30 protein-coding genes are annotated in these 21,410 nt (G+C 68.5%); all 30 read right to left on the reverse strand.

Features of this window, described 5'->3' with window-relative positions:
• Positions 1 to 24: 24 nt before the first annotated feature.
• The 30 genes from rplO to rfbB all read right to left on the reverse strand — a co-directional run bounded on the left by rplO (position 25) and on the right by rfbB (position 21,313).
• Complete coding sequence (gene rplO / locus ACE1OC_RS16690; protein ID WP_243333371.1) at positions 25 to 480, reverse strand: 50S ribosomal protein L15; 456 nt, start codon at positions 478 to 480, stop codon at positions 25 to 27.
• A gap of 1 nt (position 481) precedes the next feature.
• Complete coding sequence (gene rpmD, locus ACE1OC_RS16695; protein WP_215079434.1) at positions 482 to 664, reverse strand: 50S ribosomal protein L30; 183 nt, start codon at positions 662 to 664, stop codon at positions 482 to 484.
• The gene (rpsE, locus tag ACE1OC_RS16700) at positions 664 to 1,266 is read right to left on the reverse strand and encodes a 30S ribosomal protein S5 (RefSeq protein WP_008739695.1); all 603 of its coding nucleotides are present in this window, start codon (positions 1,264 to 1,266) and stop codon (positions 664 to 666) included. The genes rpmD and rpsE overlap by 1 nt, the downstream gene beginning before the upstream one ends.
• A 45-nt stretch (positions 1,267 to 1,311) precedes the next feature.
• Positions 1,312 to 1,695, reverse strand: coding sequence for a 50S ribosomal protein L18 (gene rplR / locus ACE1OC_RS16705; protein WP_030008471.1), 384 nt, complete (start codon positions 1,693 to 1,695; stop codon positions 1,312 to 1,314).
• Positions 1,696 to 1,697: 2 nt separating this feature from the next.
• Positions 1,698 to 2,237, reverse strand: a complete 540-nt coding sequence (gene rplF / locus ACE1OC_RS16710) for a 50S ribosomal protein L6 (RefSeq protein ID WP_407837687.1) — start codon at positions 2,235 to 2,237, stop codon at positions 1,698 to 1,700.
• Positions 2,238 to 2,257: 20 nt separating this feature from the next.
• Positions 2,258 to 2,656 (reverse strand): 30S ribosomal protein S8, encoded by a 399-nt coding sequence (gene rpsH, locus ACE1OC_RS16715; RefSeq protein WP_008739698.1) that lies wholly within the window; start codon positions 2,654 to 2,656, stop codon positions 2,258 to 2,260.
• Between the two features lie 223 nt (positions 2,657 to 2,879).
• On the reverse strand, positions 2,880 to 3,065 hold the full coding sequence (locus ACE1OC_RS16720; RefSeq protein ID WP_003956452.1) for a type Z 30S ribosomal protein S14: 186 nt from the start codon (positions 3,063 to 3,065) through the stop codon (positions 2,880 to 2,882).
• Positions 3,066 to 3,070: 5 nt separating this feature from the next.
• Positions 3,071 to 3,622, reverse strand: coding sequence for a 50S ribosomal protein L5 (gene rplE / locus ACE1OC_RS16725; RefSeq protein ID WP_030008469.1), 552 nt, complete (start codon positions 3,620 to 3,622; stop codon positions 3,071 to 3,073).
• Complete coding sequence (gene rplX / locus ACE1OC_RS16730; protein ID WP_215023444.1) at positions 3,622 to 3,945, reverse strand: 50S ribosomal protein L24; 324 nt, start codon at positions 3,943 to 3,945, stop codon at positions 3,622 to 3,624. Before rplX ends, rplE begins: the two co-directional genes overlap by 1 nt.
• A gap of 2 nt (positions 3,946 to 3,947) precedes the next feature.
• Positions 3,948 to 4,316, reverse strand: a complete 369-nt coding sequence (gene rplN / locus ACE1OC_RS16735) for a 50S ribosomal protein L14 (RefSeq protein WP_003956455.1) — start codon at positions 4,314 to 4,316, stop codon at positions 3,948 to 3,950.
• A gap of 124 nt (positions 4,317 to 4,440) precedes the next feature.
• Positions 4,441 to 4,722 (reverse strand): 30S ribosomal protein S17, encoded by a 282-nt coding sequence (gene rpsQ / locus ACE1OC_RS16740; RefSeq protein WP_243333368.1) that lies wholly within the window; start codon positions 4,720 to 4,722, stop codon positions 4,441 to 4,443.
• Complete coding sequence (gene rpmC / locus ACE1OC_RS16745) at positions 4,722 to 4,946, reverse strand: 50S ribosomal protein L29 (protein ID WP_008739703.1); 225 nt, start codon at positions 4,944 to 4,946, stop codon at positions 4,722 to 4,724. The genes rpsQ and rpmC overlap by 1 nt, the downstream gene beginning before the upstream one ends.
• Complete coding sequence (rplP, locus tag ACE1OC_RS16750; protein WP_030026326.1) at positions 4,946 to 5,365, reverse strand: 50S ribosomal protein L16; 420 nt, start codon at positions 5,363 to 5,365, stop codon at positions 4,946 to 4,948. The genes rpmC and rplP overlap by 1 nt, the downstream gene beginning before the upstream one ends.
• Positions 5,366 to 5,370: 5 nt before the next feature.
• Entirely contained in the window at positions 5,371 to 6,213 is an 843-nt protein-coding gene (gene rpsC / locus ACE1OC_RS16755; RefSeq protein WP_266955875.1) for a 30S ribosomal protein S3, read from the reverse strand.
• Positions 6,213 to 6,560, reverse strand: coding sequence for a 50S ribosomal protein L22 (gene rplV / locus ACE1OC_RS16760; protein ID WP_007265904.1), 348 nt, complete (start codon positions 6,558 to 6,560; stop codon positions 6,213 to 6,215). Before rplV ends, rpsC begins: the two co-directional genes overlap by 1 nt.
• Positions 6,561 to 6,603: 43 nt before the next feature.
• Positions 6,604 to 6,885: a 30S ribosomal protein S19 gene (gene rpsS, locus ACE1OC_RS16765; RefSeq protein WP_023539342.1), complete on the reverse strand. Its 282-nt coding sequence runs from the start codon at positions 6,883 to 6,885 to the stop codon at positions 6,604 to 6,606.
• Positions 6,886 to 6,897: 12 nt separating this feature from the next.
• Positions 6,898 to 7,734, reverse strand: coding sequence for a 50S ribosomal protein L2 (rplB, locus tag ACE1OC_RS16770; protein ID WP_112447748.1), 837 nt, complete (start codon positions 7,732 to 7,734; stop codon positions 6,898 to 6,900).
• A 39-nt stretch (positions 7,735 to 7,773) separates the two neighbouring features.
• On the reverse strand, positions 7,774 to 8,097 hold the full coding sequence (gene rplW, locus ACE1OC_RS16775) for a 50S ribosomal protein L23 (RefSeq protein WP_030154694.1): 324 nt from the start codon (positions 8,095 to 8,097) through the stop codon (positions 7,774 to 7,776).
• Positions 8,097 to 8,747, reverse strand: a complete 651-nt coding sequence (gene rplD, locus ACE1OC_RS16780; protein WP_266880617.1) for a 50S ribosomal protein L4 — start codon at positions 8,745 to 8,747, stop codon at positions 8,097 to 8,099. Before rplD ends, rplW begins: the two co-directional genes overlap by 1 nt.
• Before the next feature lie 4 nt (positions 8,748 to 8,751).
• Positions 8,752 to 9,396 carry a 50S ribosomal protein L3 gene (rplC, locus tag ACE1OC_RS16785; RefSeq protein WP_266880616.1) on the reverse strand — a complete coding sequence of 215 codons (645 nt, stop codon included), beginning with the start codon at positions 9,394 to 9,396 and terminating at the stop codon, positions 8,752 to 8,754.
• Between the two features lie 14 nt (positions 9,397 to 9,410).
• Positions 9,411 to 9,719, reverse strand: coding sequence for a 30S ribosomal protein S10 (gene rpsJ, locus ACE1OC_RS16790; protein WP_003948644.1), 309 nt, complete (start codon positions 9,717 to 9,719; stop codon positions 9,411 to 9,413).
• A 466-nt stretch (positions 9,720 to 10,185) separates the two neighbouring features.
• Positions 10,186 to 11,316: a hypothetical protein gene (locus tag ACE1OC_RS16795; RefSeq protein ID WP_407837688.1), complete on the reverse strand. Its 1,131-nt coding sequence runs from the start codon at positions 11,314 to 11,316 to the stop codon at positions 10,186 to 10,188.
• Positions 11,317 to 11,345: 29 nt separating this feature from the next.
• Positions 11,346 to 13,964, reverse strand: a complete 2,619-nt coding sequence (locus ACE1OC_RS16800) for a peptidoglycan recognition protein (protein ID WP_407837689.1) — start codon at positions 13,962 to 13,964, stop codon at positions 11,346 to 11,348.
• Positions 13,965 to 14,072: 108 nt separating this feature from the next.
• Complete coding sequence (locus tag ACE1OC_RS16805; protein WP_407837690.1) at positions 14,073 to 15,887, reverse strand: hypothetical protein; 1,815 nt, start codon at positions 15,885 to 15,887, stop codon at positions 14,073 to 14,075.
• A gap of 39 nt (positions 15,888 to 15,926) precedes the next feature.
• On the reverse strand, positions 15,927 to 16,826 hold the full coding sequence (locus ACE1OC_RS16810; protein ID WP_407837691.1) for a glycosyltransferase family 2 protein: 900 nt from the start codon (positions 16,824 to 16,826) through the stop codon (positions 15,927 to 15,929).
• Positions 16,827 to 16,835: 9 nt separating this feature from the next.
• Positions 16,836 to 17,285, reverse strand: a complete 450-nt coding sequence (locus ACE1OC_RS16815) for a DUF2304 domain-containing protein (protein ID WP_407837692.1) — start codon at positions 17,283 to 17,285, stop codon at positions 16,836 to 16,838.
• Entirely contained in the window at positions 17,282 to 17,971 is a 690-nt protein-coding gene (locus ACE1OC_RS16820) for a glycosyltransferase family 2 protein (RefSeq protein WP_382972180.1), read from the reverse strand. Before ACE1OC_RS16820 ends, ACE1OC_RS16815 begins: the two co-directional genes overlap by 4 nt.
• A 68-nt stretch (positions 17,972 to 18,039) precedes the next feature.
• Positions 18,040 to 19,371, reverse strand: coding sequence for a lipopolysaccharide biosynthesis protein (locus ACE1OC_RS16825; RefSeq protein WP_407837693.1), 1,332 nt, complete (start codon positions 19,369 to 19,371; stop codon positions 18,040 to 18,042).
• Positions 19,368 to 20,237: a dTDP-4-dehydrorhamnose reductase gene (gene rfbD / locus ACE1OC_RS16830; protein WP_407841585.1), complete on the reverse strand. Its 870-nt coding sequence runs from the start codon at positions 20,235 to 20,237 to the stop codon at positions 19,368 to 19,370. Before rfbD ends, ACE1OC_RS16825 begins: the two co-directional genes overlap by 4 nt.
• A gap of 98 nt (positions 20,238 to 20,335) precedes the next feature.
• A complete protein-coding gene (gene rfbB / locus ACE1OC_RS16835) occupies positions 20,336 to 21,313 on the reverse strand; it encodes a dTDP-glucose 4,6-dehydratase (RefSeq protein ID WP_266955891.1) in 978 nt (325 codons plus the stop codon).
• Positions 21,314 to 21,410: the final 97 nt, after the last annotated feature.

Genomic DNA, 21,410 nt, shown 5'->3' on the forward strand with positions numbered 1-21,410 from the left:
TAGCTATTTGTCACTGAGTTCGTCTTAGACGAGCTCGGTCACAGAGCCACCAGCGGCGGCAATCTTCTCCTTGGCGGAGCCGGAAACGGCGTCAACCGAAACCTGCAGCGCCACGGAGATCTCGCCCTGGCCCAGGACCTTGACGAGGCTGTTCTTGCGAACCGCGCCCTTGGCGACCAGGTCGGCCACCGTGACTTCTCCACCCTCGGGGTAGAGAGCGCCGAGCTTGTCCAGGTTCACGACCTGGAACTCGGTGCGGAACGGGTTCTTGAAGCCCTTGAGCTTCGGCAGACGCATGTGGAGGGGCATCTGCCCACCCTCGAAGCGCTGCGGGATCTGGTAGCGGGCCTTCTGGCCCTTCGTACCACGACCGGCCGTCTTACCCTTCGACGCCTCACCACGACCGACACGGGTCTTCGCGGTCTTGGCGCCGGGGGCGGGACGGAGGTTGTGGGCCTTCAGCGGGCTGCTCTCAGCCATGTTAGTCAACCTCCTCAACCGTCACGAGGTGGCGGACGGTGTGAACCATTCCGCGGAACTCGGGGCGGTCCTCCTTGACGACGACGTCGTTCAGGCGCTTGAGCCCGAGCGAACGCAGCGTGTCGCGGTGGTTCTGCTTGCTGCCGATGTACGACTTGACCTGCGTGACCTTGAGACGAGCCATTACGCACCCGCCCCAGCACGCGCACGGAGCAGAGCCGCGGGGGCGACGTCCTCGAGGGGCAGACCACGGCGAGCCGCGATCTCCTCGGGACGCTGCAGGCCCTTGAGGGCCGCCACGGTCGCGTGCACGATGTTGATCGCGTTGGAAGAGCCGAGCGACTTCGACAGGATGTCGTGAACGCCGGCGCACTCCAGAACGGCGCGCACCGGGCCACCGGCGATAACACCGGTACCGGGGGCGGCCGGCTTCAGCAGCACGACGCCCGCAGCGCGCTCGCCCGTGATCGGGTGAGGAATGGTGCCCTGGATGCGCGGAACCTTGAAGAAGGACTTCTTGGCTTCCTCGACACCCTTGGCGATGGCCGCGGGAACTTCCTTGGCCTTGCCGTAACCGACACCTACAGTGCCGTCACCGTCGCCCACCACGACCAGCGCGGTGAAGCTGAAGCGGCGACCACCCTTGACAACCTTGGCGACGCGGTTGATCGCGACAACGCGCTCAACGTAAGCGGTCTTCTCGGCGGCAGGGCCACCGTCGCGACCCTTCCGGTCCCGCCGCTCGCCGCCACCGGCACCGCTTCCGCGGCGCTGGGGTCCAGCCATTGGATTACCTCTCTCTGTTACGTCCGTGAGTCCCGGAACCGGGGCTTAGAACTTCAGCCCGGCTTCGCGGGCGGCGTCAGCCAGAGCGGCAATGCGCCCGGCGTATCGGTTGCCACCGCGGTCGAACACGACGGTCTCGACACCCGCAGCCTTGGCACGCTCGGCGACGAGTGCGCCGACGGCCTGGGCCTGCGAGCTCTTGTCGCCTTCGCCACCACGGATCGAAGCGTCCAGGGTCGACGCGGACGCCAGGGTGTGACCCTGGAGGTCGTCGATGACCTGAGCAACGATGTTGCGGTTGGAACGCGTCACGACGAGGCGCGGACGCTCCGCCGTACCCGAGACGTTCTTGCGGATGCGGATGTGGCGGCGGGCCTTGGCGGCACGCTTGTACGCGTCGCCCTTGGCGATCTTTACACCGTATGCCATGGCTACTTACCAGCCTTTCCGACCTTGCGGCGGATGACTTCGCCGGCGTACTTGACACCCTTGGCCTTGTACGGGTCGGGCTTCCGCAGCTTGCGGATGTTGGCGGCGACCTCGCCGACCTTCTGCTTGTCGATGCCCTCGACCGAGAACTTGGTGGGCGACTCGACCTTGAAGGAGATGCCCTCGGGCGCCTCGATCAGGATCGGGTGGCTGTAGCCAAGCTGGAACTCCAGGTTGGAGCCCTTCGCGGCGACGCGGTAACCGACACCGCTGATCTCAAGAGCCTTGACGTAACCCGTGGTCACGCCGGTGATCATGTTCGCCACCAGCGTGCGGGACAGGCCGTGCAGGGCCTTGTTCTGACGCTCGTCGTTGGGGCGGGTGACGTTCAGAACGCCGTCCTCACCCTTGACGATCTCGATCGGCGCCTTGACGGTGAGCGAAAGGGAACCCTTGGGGCCCTTCACAGCCACTGCCTGGCCGTCGATGGTGACGTCCACACCGGCGGGAACCTGGATGGGGAGCTTGCCGATTCGCGACATTGCTTTTCCTCCGTTCCCGACTACCAGACGTAGGCGAGGACTTCCCCACCTACGCCCTTCTTGCCTGCCTGCTGGCCGGTGAGCAGACCGTGGGACGTGGAGATGATCGCCACGCCCAGGCCGCCGAGCACCTTCGGCAGGTTGGTGGACTTTGCGTACACACGCAGACCGGGCTTCGAGATCCGCTTGATGCCCGCAATGGAGCGCTCGCGGTTCGGGCCGAACTTCAGCTCGAGGACGAGGTTCTTGCCGACCTCGGCGTCCTCGACCTTCCAGCCGGTGATGAAACCCTCCTGCTTGAGGATTTCTGCGATGTGCGACTTGATCTTGCTGTGCGGCATCACGACAGAGTCGTGGTACGCCGAGTTAGCGTTACGCAGACGCGTGAGCATGTCTGCGATCGGGTCAGTCATGGTCATGAAGTGGCCTTCGGCCTCTCTCGCCGGGGTTTCCTGTATGCGCCATCCCTCTCCCCACTCAGTGGCGGGACGGGTGCGGTGCGGGGACCTACGGCGTAGTAAGTCGTTATGGGCGGCGGACGCCCAACCACACAAGCCTAAGGCATGCGCGGCCGGGCATCCGCCGACCAGATGCTTACCGAGAGTCTCTGGTTCTCCCCAAGTCCTTGCGGACGAGAGGGAATTACCAGGAGCTCTTGGTCACGCCCGGCAGCTCGCCACGGTGAGCCATCTCACGAAGGCAGACGCGGCACAGGCCGAACTTGCGGTACACGGAGTGGGGGCGACCGCAGCGCTGGCAGCGGGTGTACGCACGCACACCGAACTTGGGCTTGCGGGCAGCCTTCGCGATGAGAGCCTTCTTCGCCATCTCGCTTACGCCTCCTTGAAGGGGAAGCCGAGGTGACGAAGGAGCGCGCGGCCCTCAGCGTCGTTGGTCGCCGTGGTGACCACGGTGATGTCCATACCCCGGGTACGGTCGATCTTGTCCTGGTCGATCTCGTGGAACATGACCTGCTCCGTGAGACCGAAGGTGTAGTTGCCACGGCCGTCGAACTGCTTCGGCGACAGACCACGGAAGTCACGGATACGCGGCAGCGCGAGCGACAGCGTACGGTCCAGGAACTCCCACATGCGGTCACCACGGAGGGTGACGTGGCAGCCGATCGGCTGACCCTCGCGCAGCTTGAACTGCGCGATGGACTTGCGGGCCTTCGTGACGGCCGGCTTCTGACCGGTGATCGTCGTCAGGTCCTTGATGGCGCCGTCGATCAGCTTGGAGTCGCGGGCGGCGTCGCCCACACCCATGTTGACCACGATCTTCACGAGGCCGGGGATCTGCATGACGTTCTCGTAGGAGAACTCTTCACGCAGCTTGCCCGCGATGTCCTCGCGGTACTTCGTCTTGAGACGCGGAGTGGTAGCCATCAGATGTCCTCACCCGTCCGCTTGGCAACGCGGATCTTGTTGCCCTCGTCGTCGAAGCGGAAACCGACGCGGGTAACGACCTTCTGGCCGTCCTTCTCCACAACCAGCTGAACGTTGCTGACGTGGATCGGCGCCTCGGTGATCACGATGCCACCGGTCTGCGAGCCACCAGCGGTCTGGCCGGCCTTGGTGTGCTTCTTGACCCGGTTGACACCCTCGACCAGGACGCGGTTCTCAGTAGGGATGGCCAGAATGACCTTGCCCTGCTTGCCCTTGTCCTTACCGGTGATGACCTGAACCAGGTCGCCCTTCTTGATCTTCATGCTTACAGCACCTCCGGCGCGAGCGAGATGATCTTCATGAACTTCTTCTCGCGCAGCTCACGGCCCACCGGGCCGAAGATACGGGTGCCGCGAGGGTCGCCGTCGTTCTTCAGAATGACGGCGGCGTTCTCGTCAAAGCGGATGTACGAGCCGTCCTGGCGGCGGCGTTCCTTCACGGTGCGAACGATGACCGCCTTGACGACGTCACCCTTCTTCACGTTGCCACCGGGGATCGCGTCCTTGACGGTGGCAACGATGACGTCACCGATGCCCGCGTAGCGGCGACCGGAACCACCGAGAACACGGATGCAAAGGATCTCCTTGGCACCAGTGTTGTCGGCGACACGCAGTCGCGACTCCTGCTGGATCACGTCTATCTCCTGTTTGTCTGCCGGTTCCCGGCGGGGGCATCACTCCGAAGAGCTACCGCCCCCACCGAGCCTGGCGGAACGAACCTGAGGGGCCCCTGGGCTTGTTGCCCAGGGCCTCAGATAATTACTTGGCCTTCTCGAGGATCTCGACGATGCGCCAGCGCTTGCTCGCCGACAGCGGACGCGTCTCCATGATGAGGACGCGGTCGCCGACGCCGGCAGCGTTCTGCTCGTCGTGCGCCTTGAGCTTGTTCGTACGGCGGATGACCTTGCCGTACAGAGCGTGCTTCACGCGGTCCTCGACAGCGACGACGACGGTCTTGTCCATCTTGTCGCTGACGACAAGACCCTCACGGGTCTTGCGGAAGCCGCGGTCAGTCGTCTCAGTCACGTTCTTCTCGCTCATCAGGCGCTCTCCACCGTCTCGATACCGAGCTCACGCTCGTGCATCAGGGTGTAGATGCGAGCGATGTCCTTACGGACGGACTTGAGCCGGCCGTTGTTCTCCAGCTGACCCGTGGCCGCCTGGAAGCGCAGCTTGAACAGCTCTTCCTTGGCCTCGCGCAGCTTGCCAACGAGCTCCTCGTTACCGAGCTCACGCAGCTCGGACGCCTTGGTTCCCGTCGCCATCACGACTCACCTGCCTCGCGCCGAACAATCCGGCACTTCATCGGAAGCTTGTGAGCAGCGCGGGTGAGCGCCTCACGAGCAATCTTCTCGTTCGGGTAGGACAGCTCGAACATGACCCGGCCCGGGTGCACGTTCGCGATCCACCACTCGGGAGAACCCTTACCGGAACCCATGCGGGTCTCGGCAGGCTTCTTCGTCAGGGGACGGTCCGGGTAGATGTTGATCCAGACCTTGCCGCCACGCTTGATGTGGCGGGTCATCGCGATACGAGCCGCCTCGATCTGGCGGTTCGTCACGTAGGCGGGGGTAAGCGCCTGGATGCCGTACTCGCCGAACGAGACCTCAGTACCGCCCTTGGCCATACCGCGGCGCTTCGGGTGGTGCTGCTTGCGGTGCTTGACCCTACGAGGGATCAGCATGTCGGTCAGGCCTCCGTTCCGGTGCTCTCAGCCGGAGCGGCGGCGGGAGCGTCGGCCTTGGGGGCCTCGGCACCAACAGCCTGCTGCGGCTTGCGGCCACCACGGCCGCCGCGCTCGCCACCACGGCCACCACGGCCGGCGGGACGGTCGCCAGCGCCGGCGGCGCCACGGGCCGGGCGGTTACCCGCACGGGCCGCAGCGTTCTCGGCGCGAACCTCGGCGATGTTCTTGACGTCGCCCTTGTAGATCCAGACCTTCACACCGATACGGCCGAAGGTGGTCTTGGCCTCGAAGAAGCCGTAGTCCACGTTCGCGCGGAGGGTGTGCAGCGGCACACGGCCTTCGCGGTAGAACTCGGAGCGGGACATCTCGGCGCCGCCGAGACGGCCGCCACACTGGATCTTGATGCCCTTGGCGCCGGCCTTCATCGTGCCCTGCATGCTCTTACGCATGGCGCGACGGAAGGAGACGCGGGAGGAGAGCTGCTCGGCAACGGCCTGCGCGACCAGCTGAGCGTCAACCTCGGGGTTCTTGACCTCGAGGATGTTCAGCTGGACCTGCTTGCCCGTGAGCTTCTCGAGGTCACCGCGGATGCGGTCGGCCTCGGCGCCACGGCGACCGATGACGATGCCCGGACGAGCGGTGTGGATGTCCACACGCACGCGGTCACGGGTGCGCTCGATCTCAACCTTCGAGATGCCGGCGCGCTCCATGCCGGACGTCATCATCCTGCGGATGGCGACGTCTTCCTTGACGTAGTCCTTGTACAGCTTGTCGGCGTACCAACGCGACTTGAAGTCGGTGGTGATGCCGAGCCGGAACCCGTGCGGGTTTACCTTCTGGCCCATTACCGGGAACCTTCCTTGCTGCTGACGACCACGGTGATGTGGCTGGTCCGCTTGCGGATCCGGTAGGCACGGCCCTGGGCACGCGGACGGAACCGCTTCAGGGTCGGGCCCTCGTCCACGTACGCCTCGCTGATGACCAGCGTGGAGGCGTCCGGGTGGTTGTAGTTGTGTGCGGCGTTGGCGATGGCGCTGTCGAGCACCTTGCCAACCGGCACGCTCGCGGCCTGCGGGGCGAAACGCAGGACCGCCTGAGCCTCCGTGGCATCCATGCCACGGATAAGGTCCACCACTCGGCGGGCCTTCATGGGCGTGACGCGGATGTACCGCGCCTGGGCCCTGGCTTCCATGGTTGTCCCTTCGGTGTAAGTCATAGTCGTAACCACCCCGCCTTTAGCGGCGCTTCGACTTCCGGTCGTCCTTGACGTGGCCGCGGAAGGTGCGAGTCGGCGAGAACTCGCCGAGCTTGTGGCCGACCATCGACTCGGTGACGAACACCGGGACGTGGATCTTGCCGTTGTGCACCGCGATGGTGTGACCCAGCATGGCCGGGATGATCATCGAGCGACGGGACCAGGTCTTGATGACGTTCTTGGTACCGGCTTCGTTCTGTACGTCCACCTTCTTGATGAGGTGTCCGTCGACGAAGGGTCCCTTCTTGAGACTGCGCGGCATCTAAACCCGCTCCTAGCGCTTCTTGTTCGTCTTGCGGCGGCGGACGATGTACTTGCTCGAAGCCTTCTTCGGCGAGCGAGTACGACCCTCCTTCTGACCCCACGGGGAGACCGGGTGACGACCACCGGAGGTCTTACCCTCACCACCACCGTGCGGGTGGTCGACCGGGTTCATCGCGACACCGCGGACGGAGGGGCGAACGCCCTTCCAGCGCATGCGGCCGGCCTTGCCCCAGTTGATGTTCGACTGCTCGGCGTTGCCGACCTCACCGACGGTCGCGCGGCAGCGCGCGTCGACGAGACGGATTTCACCGGACGGCATACGAAGGTGGGCCATGGTGCCCTCCTTCGCCAGCAGCTGCACGGAGGCACCAGCGGAGCGGGCGAACTTGGCGCCGCCACCGGGACGGAGCTCGATCGCGTGGATCGTGGTACCGACCGGGATGTTGCGGAGCGCCAGGTTGTTACCGGGCTTGATGTCGGCCGTGGGGCCGTTCTCAATCCGGTCGCCCTGCTTCAGGTTCTTCGGCGCAATGATGTAGCGCTTCTCACCGTCGGCGTAGTGCAGGAGCGCGATGCGCGCAGTGCGGTTGGGGTCGTACTCGATGTGCGCGACCTTGGCCGGCACGCCGTCCTTGTCGTGACGACGGAAGTCGATCACACGGTAGGCGCGCTTGTGGCCGCCACCCTGGTGTCGAACCGTGATCCGACCGGTGTTGTTACGGCCGCCCTTGCTGTGCAGGGGGCGGACCAGCGACTTCTCCGGCGTGGACCGCGTGATCTCGACAAAGTCGGCGACGCTGGAGCCACGACGGCCCGGGGTCGTCGGCTTGTACTTGCGGATACCCATTTCTCAGTCCTCGTCCGATTCCGGACGACTAGACCTCCGTTAGGAGGCCTGGCCGCCGAAGATGTCGATTCGGTCGCCCTCAGCGAGGGTCACGATGGCGCGCTTGGTGTCAGCGCGCTTGCCGAAACCGGTCTTGGTGCGCTTGCGCTTACCCTGACGGTTGATCGTGTTGACCCCGGTGACCTTGACCCCGAAGACCGCCTCGACGGCCTGCTTGATCTGGGTCTTGTTGGAGCCGGGCGCGACGATGAACGTGTACTTGTTCTCGTCCAGCAGCGCGTAGCTCTTCTCCGAGACAACCGGCTTGATCAGCAGGTCGCGCGGGTCAGTGAAGGTCTTGCTGGTAACGGTCGCCTCAGACATCAGGCGTCGCTCCCTTCGGTCTCATCGGCCTTGGGGCCAGACACGAAGGACTCGAAAGCGGCCTGAGTGAAGACCACGTCGTCAGAGACGATCACGTCGTACGTGTTCAGCTGGCCCGGCTCCAGGATGTGCACCTGGGGCAGGTTGCGGGCGGACAGCCACGCAGCCTCGTCGGCGCGCTCGACGACCAGGAGCACGTTCTTGCGCTCCGAGATCTTGCCGAACAGCGTCTTGGCGGCCTTCGTGGAGGCGGCACCCTCGACCACGCCGGTGACGACGTGGATGCGGGAGTGACGCGCGCGGTCCGAGAGGGCACCGCGGAGGGCGGCGACCTTCATCTTCTTCGGGGTCCGCTGCGAGTAGTCACGCGGCTGCGGGCCGTGGACGACGCCACCGCCGACGAACTGCGGAGCGCGGGTGGAACCCTGGCGAGCGCGGCCGGTGCCCTTCTGGCGGTACGGCTTGCGGCCACCACCACGGACTTCGCCACGACGCTTGGTCTTGTGCGTGCCCTGACGGGCAGCGGCCAGCTGAGCGACGACGACCTGGTGGATCAGCGGAACGCTGGTCTTCGCGTCGAAGATCTCCGCGGGGAGCTCGACGGTACCGGCCTTGTCGCCTGCCGGCGAAAGGATGTCAATGGTGCTCATTAACTCAAGCCCCCTTAACCGCGGTACGGACCAGGACGAGGCCGCCGTTCGGACCGGGGACTGCACCCTTGATGAGGAGCAGACCCTTCTCCGCGTCAACCGCGTGGATGGTCAGGTTCTGGGTGGTGACGCGCTCGTTGCCCATGCGACCGGCCATGCGCATGCCCTTGAAGACACGCCCAGGGGTGGCGCAGCCACCGATCGAACCGGGGGAGCGGTGCTTGCGCTGGACGCCGTGGCCGGCGCCGAGGCCCTTGAAGTTGTGACGCTTCATGACACCGGCGAAGCCCTTGCCCTTGCTGTTGCCCGTGACGTCAACCTTGACGCCGGACTCGAACACGGCAGCCGTGATCTCCTGGCCGAGCGTGTACTCGCTGGCGTCGGAGGTACGGAGCTCCACCAGGTGGCGGCGGGGGGTGACGTCAGCCTTGGCGAAGTGACCCTTGAGGGGCTTGTTCACCTTGCGCGGGTCGATCTCGCCGAAGGCGATCTGGACCGACTCGTAGCCGTCGACGTCGTTCGTACGGACCTGGGTAACAACGCAGGGCCCGGCCTTGACCACGGTGACCGGGACGACACGGTTGTTCTCGTCCCAGACCTGGGTCATGCCGAGCTTCTCGCCCAGGACGCCCTTGATCTGCTTTGCCATCTTTTCCGCGCCTCTCAGAGCTTGATCTCGATGTCAACGCCGGCCGGAAGGTCCAGGCGCATCAGCGAGTCAACGGTCTTGGGCGTCGGGTCGAGGATGTCGATCAGGCGCTTGTGAGTGCGCATCTCGAAGTGCTCGCGCGAGTCCTTGTACTTGTGCGGCGACTTGATGACGCAGTACACGTTCTTCTCAGTGGGCAGCGGCACCGGGCCCGCGACCGACGCACCAGTGCGCGTCACCGTCTCGACGATCTTCTTCGCCGACGAATCGATGACCTCGTGGTCGTAGGCCTTGAGCCGGATGCGGATCTTCTGTCCCGCCATGGCTACTCCGTAGTCCTGTCTGTTGTGGAAACGCTCTGGTTCTCGGCCGGCTGCGGATCGCTCCGCCGCTCTCCTCCGACCCACGCGGTCGGGCGTGTCGCGCTCCCTCTACAGAAAATTCCCATACGGAAATTCCCTCGTCCAAGGGGGCGCGGTCCCAAGACCGCAGATCGGGGGCAAACACCCACCGAGTACCTGGCAGGCACCGTGCTGACGCTTCCCGAAAGATTCCCGTACGTCCGCCCCATTGCTGCCCCGAGAGGCAGGTAGAGCGACGAGTACTGTGGGACTTGCTTCCGGTCCTCCCGGCGGGAGGCGCGCAGCATCGGCACACGGCCGAGCAACTTGAGTAGTCTGCCATACGAGACACGTATGGCGCCAATCGGGCGGAAGAGAATACCCCGCCACGCTGAGTGGTCAAACCGCACCACGCGGCGGGGGTCCCGGTCCCGTGTCCGGCGCCCTCTCAGGAGCGCGAGATCGCGCCGCAGCCCGTCTGGGGTCCGGCGTCCGGGCCGATGCTGCGGTCGTACGGGTCCACCGGGGTTCCGGAGGGCGTGGGCCCGGTGGGAGGGTCCTGGTCGAAGACGGGGTGCAGGAATCCGTCGTGGACGTCACACGCGCTGTTGGACAGGTCCACGTCGACCTTGTCGAGCCAGAGCTTGCCTTCGGTGGCCTGCCACTTGCGCGGGTCGGCCACGGAGAAGGTGATCGCGCGCCGGACGATGGTGCGCTTGACCTCGTCCGCGCCGGGCGTCGCCTTCACGAACGGGTACACGAACGTGTAATCGACCAGCACGCTGGCCCTGCCCGGCCCCTGGCCGGGCTCCACCCACATGCGGCCGCGAACCTTGACCACGTCGCCCGCGGGCTTCAGCTCGGCGGGGTCGGCCCGGGTGACGAGTTGCAGCGGGTCGTTCTCCGCAGTCGGGGCGGCCAGGGCCTGCTCCAGGTGGCCCGGGCTCTTCTTCAGCTTGGGGTCGAGCAGGTCCAGCACCGTCGCGGGGCGCTCGCCGCGCAGGGTCGCCGGGTCCAGGTTGGCCGCGACGAGGAACTGCTTGACCTTCGCCAGCGCGTCGGCGACCTGCTCCTTGCTCATGCCGCCGACGGCCTGGGCCTCCGGTACCTCGATGCCGGCCGCCCCGTCGGCCCACTGGAGGGCCGGGGAGCCCCGGAAGGGGTCGGAGAGGGTGGGCCGGTCCGGGTCCACCGAGGAGGGCGCGGCGGTCGGGCGGGCCGTCTCGGCCGGCAGCGGCTGACCCGCCTTCGAGTCCTGCTCGGCCTTCCCGGTGAGCTTGTCGATGACCAGCTCCGGCCGTACGGCGATCAGCGCGAGCGCTGCGACGAAGGCGACGGCCAGCGCCGCCTTGAGCCGGCGCCCGCCCCTCCCCCGCTCCCGCCGGGCGACACCGGCCCGCCAGGCGGGCGGCTCGGCGGAGCCGCGCCGGGCCTCCTCCTCGCGCAGCCGGGCGGCGACCATGCGCGCCCGCGCGGACGGCTCCTTGGGGGCCTCCCCCGCGCCCGCCTCGGCCTGTGCCAGGAACTGCGCCCACTCCTCGTCGGAGACGGCCGGTATGCCCTCGTCGTTCTTCCCCATGTCCCCCACCCCGCCTGCGGAAGCCCCCGTCACTCGGCGAAGTAGCCGGTGACGTCCGCGATCAGATCGACCGTACCGTCGTTGTTGTAGAAGCTGATCTTCCCGTCGACCACGGGGACGACCACCAGGTTCGGGATCGTCCGGCCGGGGGTGAAGTTCAGGTTCGAGGCGCTGGAGCGCACCGTCCCGCTCGGGTACACGGAGACGTAGCTCGCGGCCGTCGGGTTCGTCGCCGTCACGTTGAGGACCACGGCGGTGACGCCCGTCGCCGGGATCCCCGCCGTACCCGCCACCGGGAGCGTCACGACCCCCTGCGCGCCCGCCTTCGCCTTCGGCACGCCGAGACCCACACGCGTGTCCATCAGCCGCTTCGGACCGATGCTGACGTGCGCCGATCCCCCGTCAGCCTTGGCGAAGTAGCCGGTGACGTCCGCGATCAGGTCGACGCTGCCGTCGTTGTTGTAGAAGCTGACCTTGCCGTCGACCACGGGGACGATCACCAGGTTGGGGATCGTCAGCCCCGGCGTGACGTTCAGGTTCGAGGCGCTGGAGCGGGTCGTGCCGCTCGGGTACACCGAGACGTAGCTCGCCGCCGTCGGGTTCGTCGCCGTCACGTTGAGGACGACGGCGGTGACGCCCGTCGCCGGGATCCCCGCCGTACCCGCCACCGGCAGGGTCGCCACGCCCTGCGCGCCGACCTTCGCCTTCGGCACGCCGAGACCCGCACGCGTGTCCATCAGCCGCTTCGGACCGATGCTGACGTGCGCCGATCCCCCGTCCGCCTTGGCGAAGTAGCCGGTGACGTCCGCGATGAGATCGACCGTGCCGTCGTTGTTGTAGAAGCTGACCTTGCCGTCCACCACCGGGACGACCACCAGGTTCGGGATCGTCTGCCCCGGCGTCACGTTCAGGTTCGAGGCGCTGGAGCGCACCGTCCCGCTCGGGTACACGGAGACGTAGCTCGCGGCCGTCGGGTTCGTCGCCGTCACGTTGAGGACCACGGCGGTGACGCCCGTCGCCGGGATCCCCGCCGTACCCGCCACCGGGAGCGTCACGACCCCCTGCGCGCCCGCCTTCGCCTTCGGCACGCCGAGACCCGCACGCGTGTCCATCAGCCGCTTCGGGGGGACCGGAACGAACGTGGCGGCCTTCGGCACGGGGACCTCCGCGACGACGGTGACCGGCAGGCTCGTGGAGACCTTGCCGTTCAGCGCGGTGGCCTTGACCTGAACCGTGTGGGTGCCGGTGGTCAGCACCGCGTTCGCCGTACGGGCCGTGCCCGCGGCCGTCCCGGCCGAGGCGCCGTCCACCAGGACCTCGAACGAGCCCAGCAGGCCGTCGGCCGTGCTGGTGGTCCAGTCGACCTTCAGGGGGCCGGTGGACTTGAGGGTCGTGCCCGGCCCGGGGACCGTGCCGTTCACCCTGGCGATCTTCAGCTGCTGCGCCGGACCGCTGGTGCGGATCGCGGCGAGCTGGTCGTAGAGCCCACCGCCCGGGCAGATGGTGTTGAAGCCGTCCCGGTGGCCCGAGAGGGTCTTGAACGCGTACGGCTGGCCCACGGTGAACGAGGTGCCCAGGTAGTTCTTCTGGCTGCTGCCGGCCACCAGCGTGGTCGTGCCGTTCAGGTCGCCGTCGTACTGGCCGAGCTTGTAGGCCGCGATCCGGGAGATGGAATCCAGGGCGGCGGCCGAGGCTCCTGCGGTCTGGTGGTCGCCGAGGACGGCGATGCCCATCGACTCGGCGTTCCAGCCGAGGGTGTGCGCGCCCTGGACGGGCTGGTCGATGCCGCCCTTGCGGCCCTCGAAGATCGTGCCGCACTTGTCGATCAGGAAGTTGTAGCCGAGGTCGCGCCACTGCTCGACCTTCACGTGATACTCGTGGATGCCCCGCACGATGGCCGCGGACTGCGAGCAGTCGTACGGTTGCGCGCTCGCGGTGTGGTGGACGAAGGCGGCCTTGACGCTGCCGCCGGGGAGGTATCCGGGGGCCTCGTCGTTCAGGCTCTCGTCGGCCTGCCACTCGACCCGCGTGACCACCGTGGGCTGCGGGGCGGTGGAGGCCGGTCCGGGCGGCAGTGCCTCCGTGGCGAAGGCGGCCGGTTCGGCGGGCAGCTCGCCCTTCTTCGTGGCGGCGCCGCCGGCGGCGGGGTCCACCAGGTTCAGGGTCAGGCCCGCCGGAAGGGCCGCGCCGCCCTTCACCCGCACCTCGGCGCCGTTCGACGGGCCGACCCACACCGGCTCGGTGGCGCCGGGCGCGCCGGGGCGCTTGCCGTCGAGGCCGGGCTGCACCGGGTCCAGGGTGATCCACCGGGACCACTTCCCGGTCTCCGAGCTGCGGGAACGGGCCTCGATGGCGCCGTTCACCCTGGCCTCGGGGTCCGTCCAGGACACGCCGAGGAGGCCGAAGAGGTCCGTGTCCTGCTGGGCGAGCACGGCCTCGCCGGAGCCCTTGGACTTCAGGGCGAGCCGGTCGACCCCGGTCTTCGCCCGGCCCGGCTGACCGGCCGCGGCGCTGTAGGCCTTCGCCCCGCCCCGCGCCTCATCCGGCGCCTTCCCCTCGGGGAGGGCCGGTCCGGATCCGCCCGCCACTCCCTGGAACCCGAGCACCGCCGCCACACCGAACGCGGCGGCCAGCGCCGTACCGCGCACACGACCCAGTCTCAACTCGTACCCGACCCCTGTTGCGAACACCTCGGACGACCCATCCGACCGCCCGGATGCTACTGGCAGGCGTACGGGACGAGGCGGGCGGGGGCCTCAGTGGTGGCGCCAGAGCACCCATTCGTGCAGCGTGTTCACCTTGGCCACGTACCAGCCCTTGGGGGCGTCCGGCCAGGAGTCCTCCGGCTTGGCGTCCTTCGAGGTCAGGCGCAGTACGGCCGCGTCCGCCGCGGCGGGCGGCTGGTCACCGTGCTCCAGGTTCCTCGTCCAGACCCGGCCCTCGTACACCTCGTACGCCTGGGCCATCCGCAGGCCCCAGTCGACGTCCTCGTCCATCACCAGGTTCTCCCCCGGCTTGAGGTCCGCGGACTGGGTGAAGCCGGTGGCCAGGTACTTGCGGATCTTCCGGTGCGGCTCGGCCACGTTCGAGGTGACCGTGGTCGTCGCGTACGTGGCGAACAGGGCCAGCGACACCGCGACGGCCCACACCACCCGGCGTCCGCCGGCCAGCCGGAACATCACGCAGGCGGCGAGCACCAGCAGGGCTCCGGCGAGCGTCCGCCACATGTGCAGCTTCGTCCACTCCGAGGCCAGGAACAGCGCGTCCGGCATGGCCCACGGGATGATCCAGCGCGCGTAGAGGCCCTTGCCGACCACCATGATCACGAACTCGGCGGTGACCACGGTGAACACCACCGCGCTCAGCACCAGCCGCAGCAGGGCTCCGGTCCGTGCGCGCCACAGCGCGGCGACGCCGACCACGAAGAACGCCGGCACGAGCACGGCCAGGTACCGGGCGTAGATCCAGTTGTCGATCCGCTTGTCCCCGGGCAGTCCGGCGGCCGCCGCGAGCGCGATCCCGCACAGCAGGGCGACCATGGCGAAGGAGACCACCCGCGAGGCCCGGGTGAAGCGGGGGCTGAACACCGCGAACACGCACAGGGCGAGGGCGATCGCGCCGAAGCCCCAGGAGGAGACCGAGAAGTACCAGAGCTGGCCGATCGTACGGGTCACCGTGCGGCGCAGCAGCTCGGGCTCGACGAGGTTGTCCATCACCTGCGTGCCGACCGAGCTCGGCGGGGTGTCCTTGAACTGCGCCTCCAGCCAGGTGGCGAGGAGTTTGGCGCCCAGCACGGAGACGGCGAGGCCGCCCCAGGCGGCGAGCGTGGAGCGCAGCGGCGCCCACTTGAAGACCAGTGCGCCCAGGAACACCAGGGCGGTGATGGCCACGACCACGCCGCCGCGGTCGTGCACCGCCATGGAGTAGCCGGCCAGCAGGCCGGCCCCCGCTCCGTACCAGGTGCGGCGGCGCGGCTCGCCGTCGCTGAGCCAGCCGTGCAGGGTGATCAGCCAGCCGAGGAGGACCACCGGGAGCACGGTGTCGGACATCGCGAACTCGGAGTAGAAGACCACGGGCGGCATCAGCGCGGCCGCCGTGGCGATCAGGAAGGAGAGCCCCCTGGGCAGGTCGAGCCTGCGCAGGGCCACGTAGGCCAGGGGGAAGACCAGCGCGTTGAGCAGCGTGTTGATGCCCATGACCAGCTGGTACGCGGTGACCGGGTCGTCCGCGATGCGCAGGGCCGGGGAGAGCAGCAACGGGTAGCCGCCGGGGATGACCGAGCCGACGGGCATCTCGGTCGTCGGCCGCCCCGCGAGGACCCGGGCCAGGACGAGGTACGAGGGCTCGTCCGCGTGGACCGAGGGGTAGCTGTTGCCCCACACCAGGGAGAGCCGGAACAGCACCTGCGTCAGGTACCCGGTGACCAGGGCCGCGGGCCAGAACCACCGCCGGCGCAGAGCGGAGTCCCGCAGGGCGAGCAGCCGCTCGGTCCCGGCGGGCTTGCCGCTCCGGTCAGGGGCGGACGCGTCCTTCGTTCCGGCCGCGTCCATCGTTTCGGTTCCCGACTGCACCCCTGGCACTTCCTGTTCTGGTTGGACTGCCGGGCAGGCTCAGCTCTGCCCGGTGGTGAACGCGTGCCGGGCCAGGTTCTTGGCGCCCTCACGGTTCCCGCGGCGCAGCGCCCCGGGGAGCATCGTGATCGCGTGGAAGCGGGAGGCACTGTGGATGCGGGCGGCGCGGGCGGCCTTGGGCCAGCCGCGGGCGGCCATCCGGTCGGCGACCGCCTCGAAGTAGCGCGCCTGCTCGGTGAAGCGGGTGCCGGTGAAGGCCTGGACCGAGGACTCGCTGACGGCGTGCCGGCGGTACTGGAAGACGGTGGCCGAGGCGTCGATCACCATCGCCTCGCCGAGTTCGAGCAGGTCGACCACGAGCGCGAGGTCCTGGACCACGGAGTACTCGGACTGGAAGTTCACCTTGCGCAGGGCGTCACCGCGCCAGGCGATGGACGGGAAGTACAGCCAGTTCCCGCGCAGCACGCTGACGGCGAGCTCCTCGCCCGCCATCGTGCGGTTGCCCTTGACCTGCGGGGCGTAGAGCCTGCGCTTGACGTTGTCGGCGAGTCCGGCGGTGACCCGGCCCTCGCCGTCGATGACCTCGACGCCGGGCTGGATCATGCCGATGCCCGGCTGGGCCTCGGCCAGGCCCCGTACGGTCTTCAGGTAGTCCGGGTGGAGCACGTCGTCGCAGCCCATGATGACGACGTAGTCGGCCTCGGAGAGGCGCACGCACTTCTTGAAGTTCTCGTTGATGCCGAGGTTCTGCTCGTTGCGGGTGTACTGGACCCGCTCGTCGCCCAGCTCCGCGAACCAGCCGGGTACGTCCGGCTCCTTGCCGTCGTCGATCACGACGAGTCGGAAGTCCGGGTCCGTCTGCGCCAGGATGCTGCGGACCGCGTCCTGCATCAGCCGGACGTCCCCGTAGTAGGGGAGCATGAAGTCGAAGGTCACCACGGTGATTCCTCAGGCCTTGACGGAGTCTGCGGGTTCGGTGGCCGGCGCCTCGGGCTCGACCGGGGCGGCGGGTTCGACCGGGGCGGGCTGACGGACGGCGTCCGGGCCGAGGCGCTCGTCGTTGTGGCGCGCGCCCTCGCTGAGGGCCACCGTCCGGGCCAGGTCGGTGATCTTCTTCTCGAGCGAGCGGAAGCGCAGGAAGGTGTTGAGCGTGAGGAAGCCCATGGCCAGGACCATCACGTACAGCACCAGGTCGGTGCCGCGGCCGACGCCGAGCTGGTGGGCCAGCCAGGTCACGTCGGTGGGCCGCAGGACGGCGTACACGTTGACGAGGACGAACACCGAGAAGGCGATGCGCTTCCAGGCACGGGTCTTCGCCTGGTCCCAGTTGCGTATGAACATGAGGGCCAGCGACACGGAGCCCAGGATGAGCACCAGCTGGATCCAGAAGTACTTCATCGGCGGCCACGCTCCCGCAGGGTGATGTCGAAGAGGATGTTGACGCCGTTGATCAGGGACTGACCCTTGGCGCGCGAGTACTCGGTGTAGAGGATGTCCACGGGGACCTCGACGACGCGCAGTCCGGAGCCGGCCAGGTAGCCGACGATCTCGGAGGCGTGGGCCATGCCGTTGTGCGTGATCTGCAGCTTCTCCGCCGCGGCGCGGCCCAGGACGCGCAGACCGTTGTGCGCGTCGGTGAGGTTGAGCTTGCGGGCGGTCGGGCTGACGGCGGCGGCCGTGCGCAGCACGACCCGCTTGATCCACGGCACCTGGCCGTTCTGCTCGATGAAGCGGGAGCCGAGCACCACGTCGGCCTCGTCGGAGCGCAGGACGGCGACCATCTTCTCGACGTCGTGGGTCTGGTGCTGGCCGTCCGCGTCGAACGTGGCGAAGTAGCGGGCTCCCGGCTGGGAGAGGGCGTACTTCAGGCCGGTCTGCAGGGCCGCGCCCTGGCCGAGGTTGACCGGGTGCTGCACCAGGTGCGCACCGGTGGAGGCGATGTGCTGCGCGGAGTCGTCCGAGCTGCCGTCGTCGACGACGACTATGTTCGGAAAGGTCTTGCGCGCTCCCTCGACGACACCGGCGATCACCTGGCCCTCGTTATAGGCCGGTATGACCAGCCAGACATCGTCGTATTGGGACACGGTAGCTCCAGCGGAATGTGGCACATACGAGTGCTCGGGGGTCTGTGGGACTTCGGAGGCGGGCACGGTCACGTCCCTGCGGCGCCGGCGCCCAGCGGGCTCGCGACGTCCGTCCGCCCGGGAGCGTCGCCGGCTCCCGGAACGGCTTCCGGGAACTTCAGTCTCAGCGCTGTCAGCATAGCGACGACGGTGGCGACGGAGCCGAGAGCATAGGCCAGGATCACCCGCAGAGCCACGTCACCGGGGGCGAAGGTGACGCCGACCAGCACGGCGGTACCGATGGCCCAGCAGAGCAGCTGCAGGTTGTGTCGCTTGAATACCATCAGCGCCTGACCGAGCACCATCGCGAACATGTACGCCACGGTCCCGGCGGACAACAGGAAGAAGTCGAAGCAGCCCAGCGCCGGCTTGGCGCCGAAGAGCACGCCGATCAGCCAGGGGCCGAGCACGGTGGCGGGGATGCCGCCGAGCAGGCCGAGCGCTCCGACGACCATGCCGATCCGGCGCAGCATCGCCGAGAAGGCGGCCCGGTCGCCGGCCTGGAAGGCGGCGCTGAGCCCGTTGAGCAGGGAGGCCTGGAGCGAGCCGAAGACGAAGAGCGGTACCCGGGCCAGGACCAGGGCGTTCAGCAGGGCCGCGATCAGCACGCTGTCCGTGGGGGCGAGCAGCTTGGTGCTCATCACGGCGGCGTTGACCACGACCTGGGACAGCAGGGTCGAGCAGATCAGCAGGCCCAGACCGGAGGTCAGCTCGCGCCAGGCGATCTCCTCGCCCGGTTCGACGACGCGCAGCAGCGCGGGCAGCGTGACCAGGGCGGCGATGACCGGAGCCAGCGCCAGTACGAGGCTGAAGGCCAGCGCGGAGTCCGGTATGACCACGGCGCAGCCGAAGGCGAGCACGATCCGCAGCCCGCCGTCGATGGCGAGCTGGGTGCCGTACGCGCCGAACCGGCCGAGGCCGGCCAGTACCCCGCGGGTGAGGTAGCAGACGGCCATGCCGGTGAAGGCACCGCCGAGGGCCGCCACCAGGGCCCGGTCCCCGTGGAAGAGCAGGTCCGCGAGGGGGCCGGCGGCGGCGGTGAGGACGAGCAGGGTCGCGCCGAGGATCGCCGCGGTGAGCAGGGTGGCCCGGCGCAGGACGGGGGCCGCCCCGTGCCCGTCGACCGCGCGGGCGGCGACGATCCGGGTGAGTTCCTGCTCGATGGGGAAGAAGATGCCGAGCCCGATCGCCATCACGATCGTCCACAGCACCGAGACGTTCGCCATGGCTTCCGTGGACAGGCTGTGGCCGGCCACGCCGAGGTGGACGTACGAGGCCGCCCCGAGCACGACGGTGCCGCCGGCCACCGCAACGGTGCCCGGCGGCAGGGCCGCGCTGATCTTGCTCAGCAGGCTCTTCATCCCGAGCTGCCGTTCCTGTCCGCGCCCTCGGGCGCTGCGAAGGCGGGCAGTGCCAGGGCCGCTGCCAGCTGCTCGCGCCAGTCGGCGAGCGGGGGCAGGCCGGCTCCGGCCCAGCGGTCGTGCGCGAGCACGCTGAACGCCGGCCGGACGGCGGGGCGTACGAACGCGGAGGAGTCGGTGGGGCGGATCCGCTCGGGGTCCAGACCGCTCAGCCGGTAGGTCTCGCGGGCCAGTCCGAACCAGGTGGTCCGGCCGCTCGCGGTGCCGTGGTAGACCCCGCCGGGGGCGCGGCCCGCCAGGGCGGCCTGCCCGAGCTCGACGAGGCGGCCGGCCAGCGCGTAGGACCACGTGGGCTGGCCGTGCTGGTCGTCGACCACGTCGAGGGTGTCCCGCTGGGCGGCGAGCTTGAGCATGGTGGCGACGAAGTTCGGGCCGTGCTCGCCGTACAGCCAGGCGGTGCGGACCACGTAGCCGTGCTGCGGCAGCAGCTCGGCCACGGCCTGCTCGCCGACCAGCTTGGAGCGGCCGTACGCGTTGACCGGGCCGGTCGCGGAGTCCTCGGCGTACGGCTGCTCGGCGTCGCCGGGCAGCACGTAGTCGGTGGAGACGTGCAGGAGGCGGGCTCCGGCCGCGGCGCAGGCCTCGGCCAGGACGCGTACGCCGGTGCCGTTGACGGCGGTGGCGGCCTCTTCGGCGCTCTCCGCACCGTCGACGTCGGTCCAGGCGGCGCAGTTCACGACCACGGCAGCGCCCTCGACGGCGGCCCGGACGGCGGCCGGGTCGGTGATGTCGAGGTCGGTGCGGCCCAGGCCCGTCGCGGCGATGCCGGCGTCCTTGAGGACGGCCAGGACGTCCTGGCCGAGCATGCCGGCGGCGCCGGTGACGACCCAGCGGGCGCCCTCGGTGCCGTTCGGGACGTCGGTGCCCTCAATACCGTTGTTGCTCTTGCTCACGTCCGCGGCGGTCACTTCTGCAGCGCTGCCTTGGCCTTCAGGGGCTCCCACCAGGCGCGGTTCTCGCGGTACCAGGCGATGGTCGACGCGATGCCTTCCTCGAAGGTGACCTGCGGGGCGTAGCCGAGCTCCGAACCGATCTTGCTGATGTCGATGGAGTAGCGCAGGTCGTGGCCCTTGCGGTCCTCGACGCGCTCGACCATCTCCCAGCCCAGGCCCGCGGCCTCCAGCAGGACGCCGGTGAGCTCCTTGTTGGTGAGCTCGACGCCGCCGCCGATGTTGTAGACCTCGCCGCCGCGGCCCTTGCGCATGGCCAGGTCGATGCCGCGGCAGTGGTCGGAGACGTGCAGCCAGTCGCGCACGTTGCCGCCGTTGCCGTACAGCGGGACCTTCTTGCCGTCCATCAGGTTGGAGACGAACAGCGGGATGACCTTCTCCGGGAACTGGTAGTGCCCGTAGTTGTTGGAGCAGCGCGTGACCACGACGTCCATGCCGTGCGTGCGGGCGTAGGCCAGCGCGAGCAGGTCGGAGGAGGCCTTCGAGGCGGAGTACGGGGAGTTGGGCACCAGCGGCCACTCCTCGGTCCAGGAGCCCTCGCTGATGGAGCCGTAGACCTCGTCGGTGGAGATGTGGACGAAGCGGCCGACGCCGTGCTTGCGGGCGGCGTCCAGGAGGACCTGGGTGCCCACCACGTTGGTCATCACGAAGGGGCCCGCGCCGGCGATCGAGCGGTCCACGTGGGACTCGGCCGCGAAGTGCACGACGACGTCGTGGCCGGGCATCACCTGGTCGACGGCCTCGGCGTCGCAGATGTCACCCTTGACGAACGAGTAGCCGGCGTGGCCGGCAACCGGGGCGAGGTTGGCTTCGACGCCGGAATACGTCAGCTTGTCGAAGACGGTGATCTGGGCCGTGGGGTCCGAACCGAGCTGCTGGCGGACGAATTCTGAACCGATGAAGCCGGCGCCGCCGGTCACAAGGATGCGCATAATACAAACAGTCTAGCCGCTCGCCTACTCCGCCACGGCCGTCCGCCCGCTCCCTCCGGGCCCGGACGGCGCGCCTCCGCCGGTCTCGCATAGGGTT

The sequence above is a fragment of the Streptomyces stoeckheimensis genome (assembly GCF_045822005.1).
GTDB classification, from domain to species: domain Bacteria; phylum Actinomycetota; class Actinomycetes; order Streptomycetales; family Streptomycetaceae; genus Streptomyces; species Streptomyces stoeckheimensis.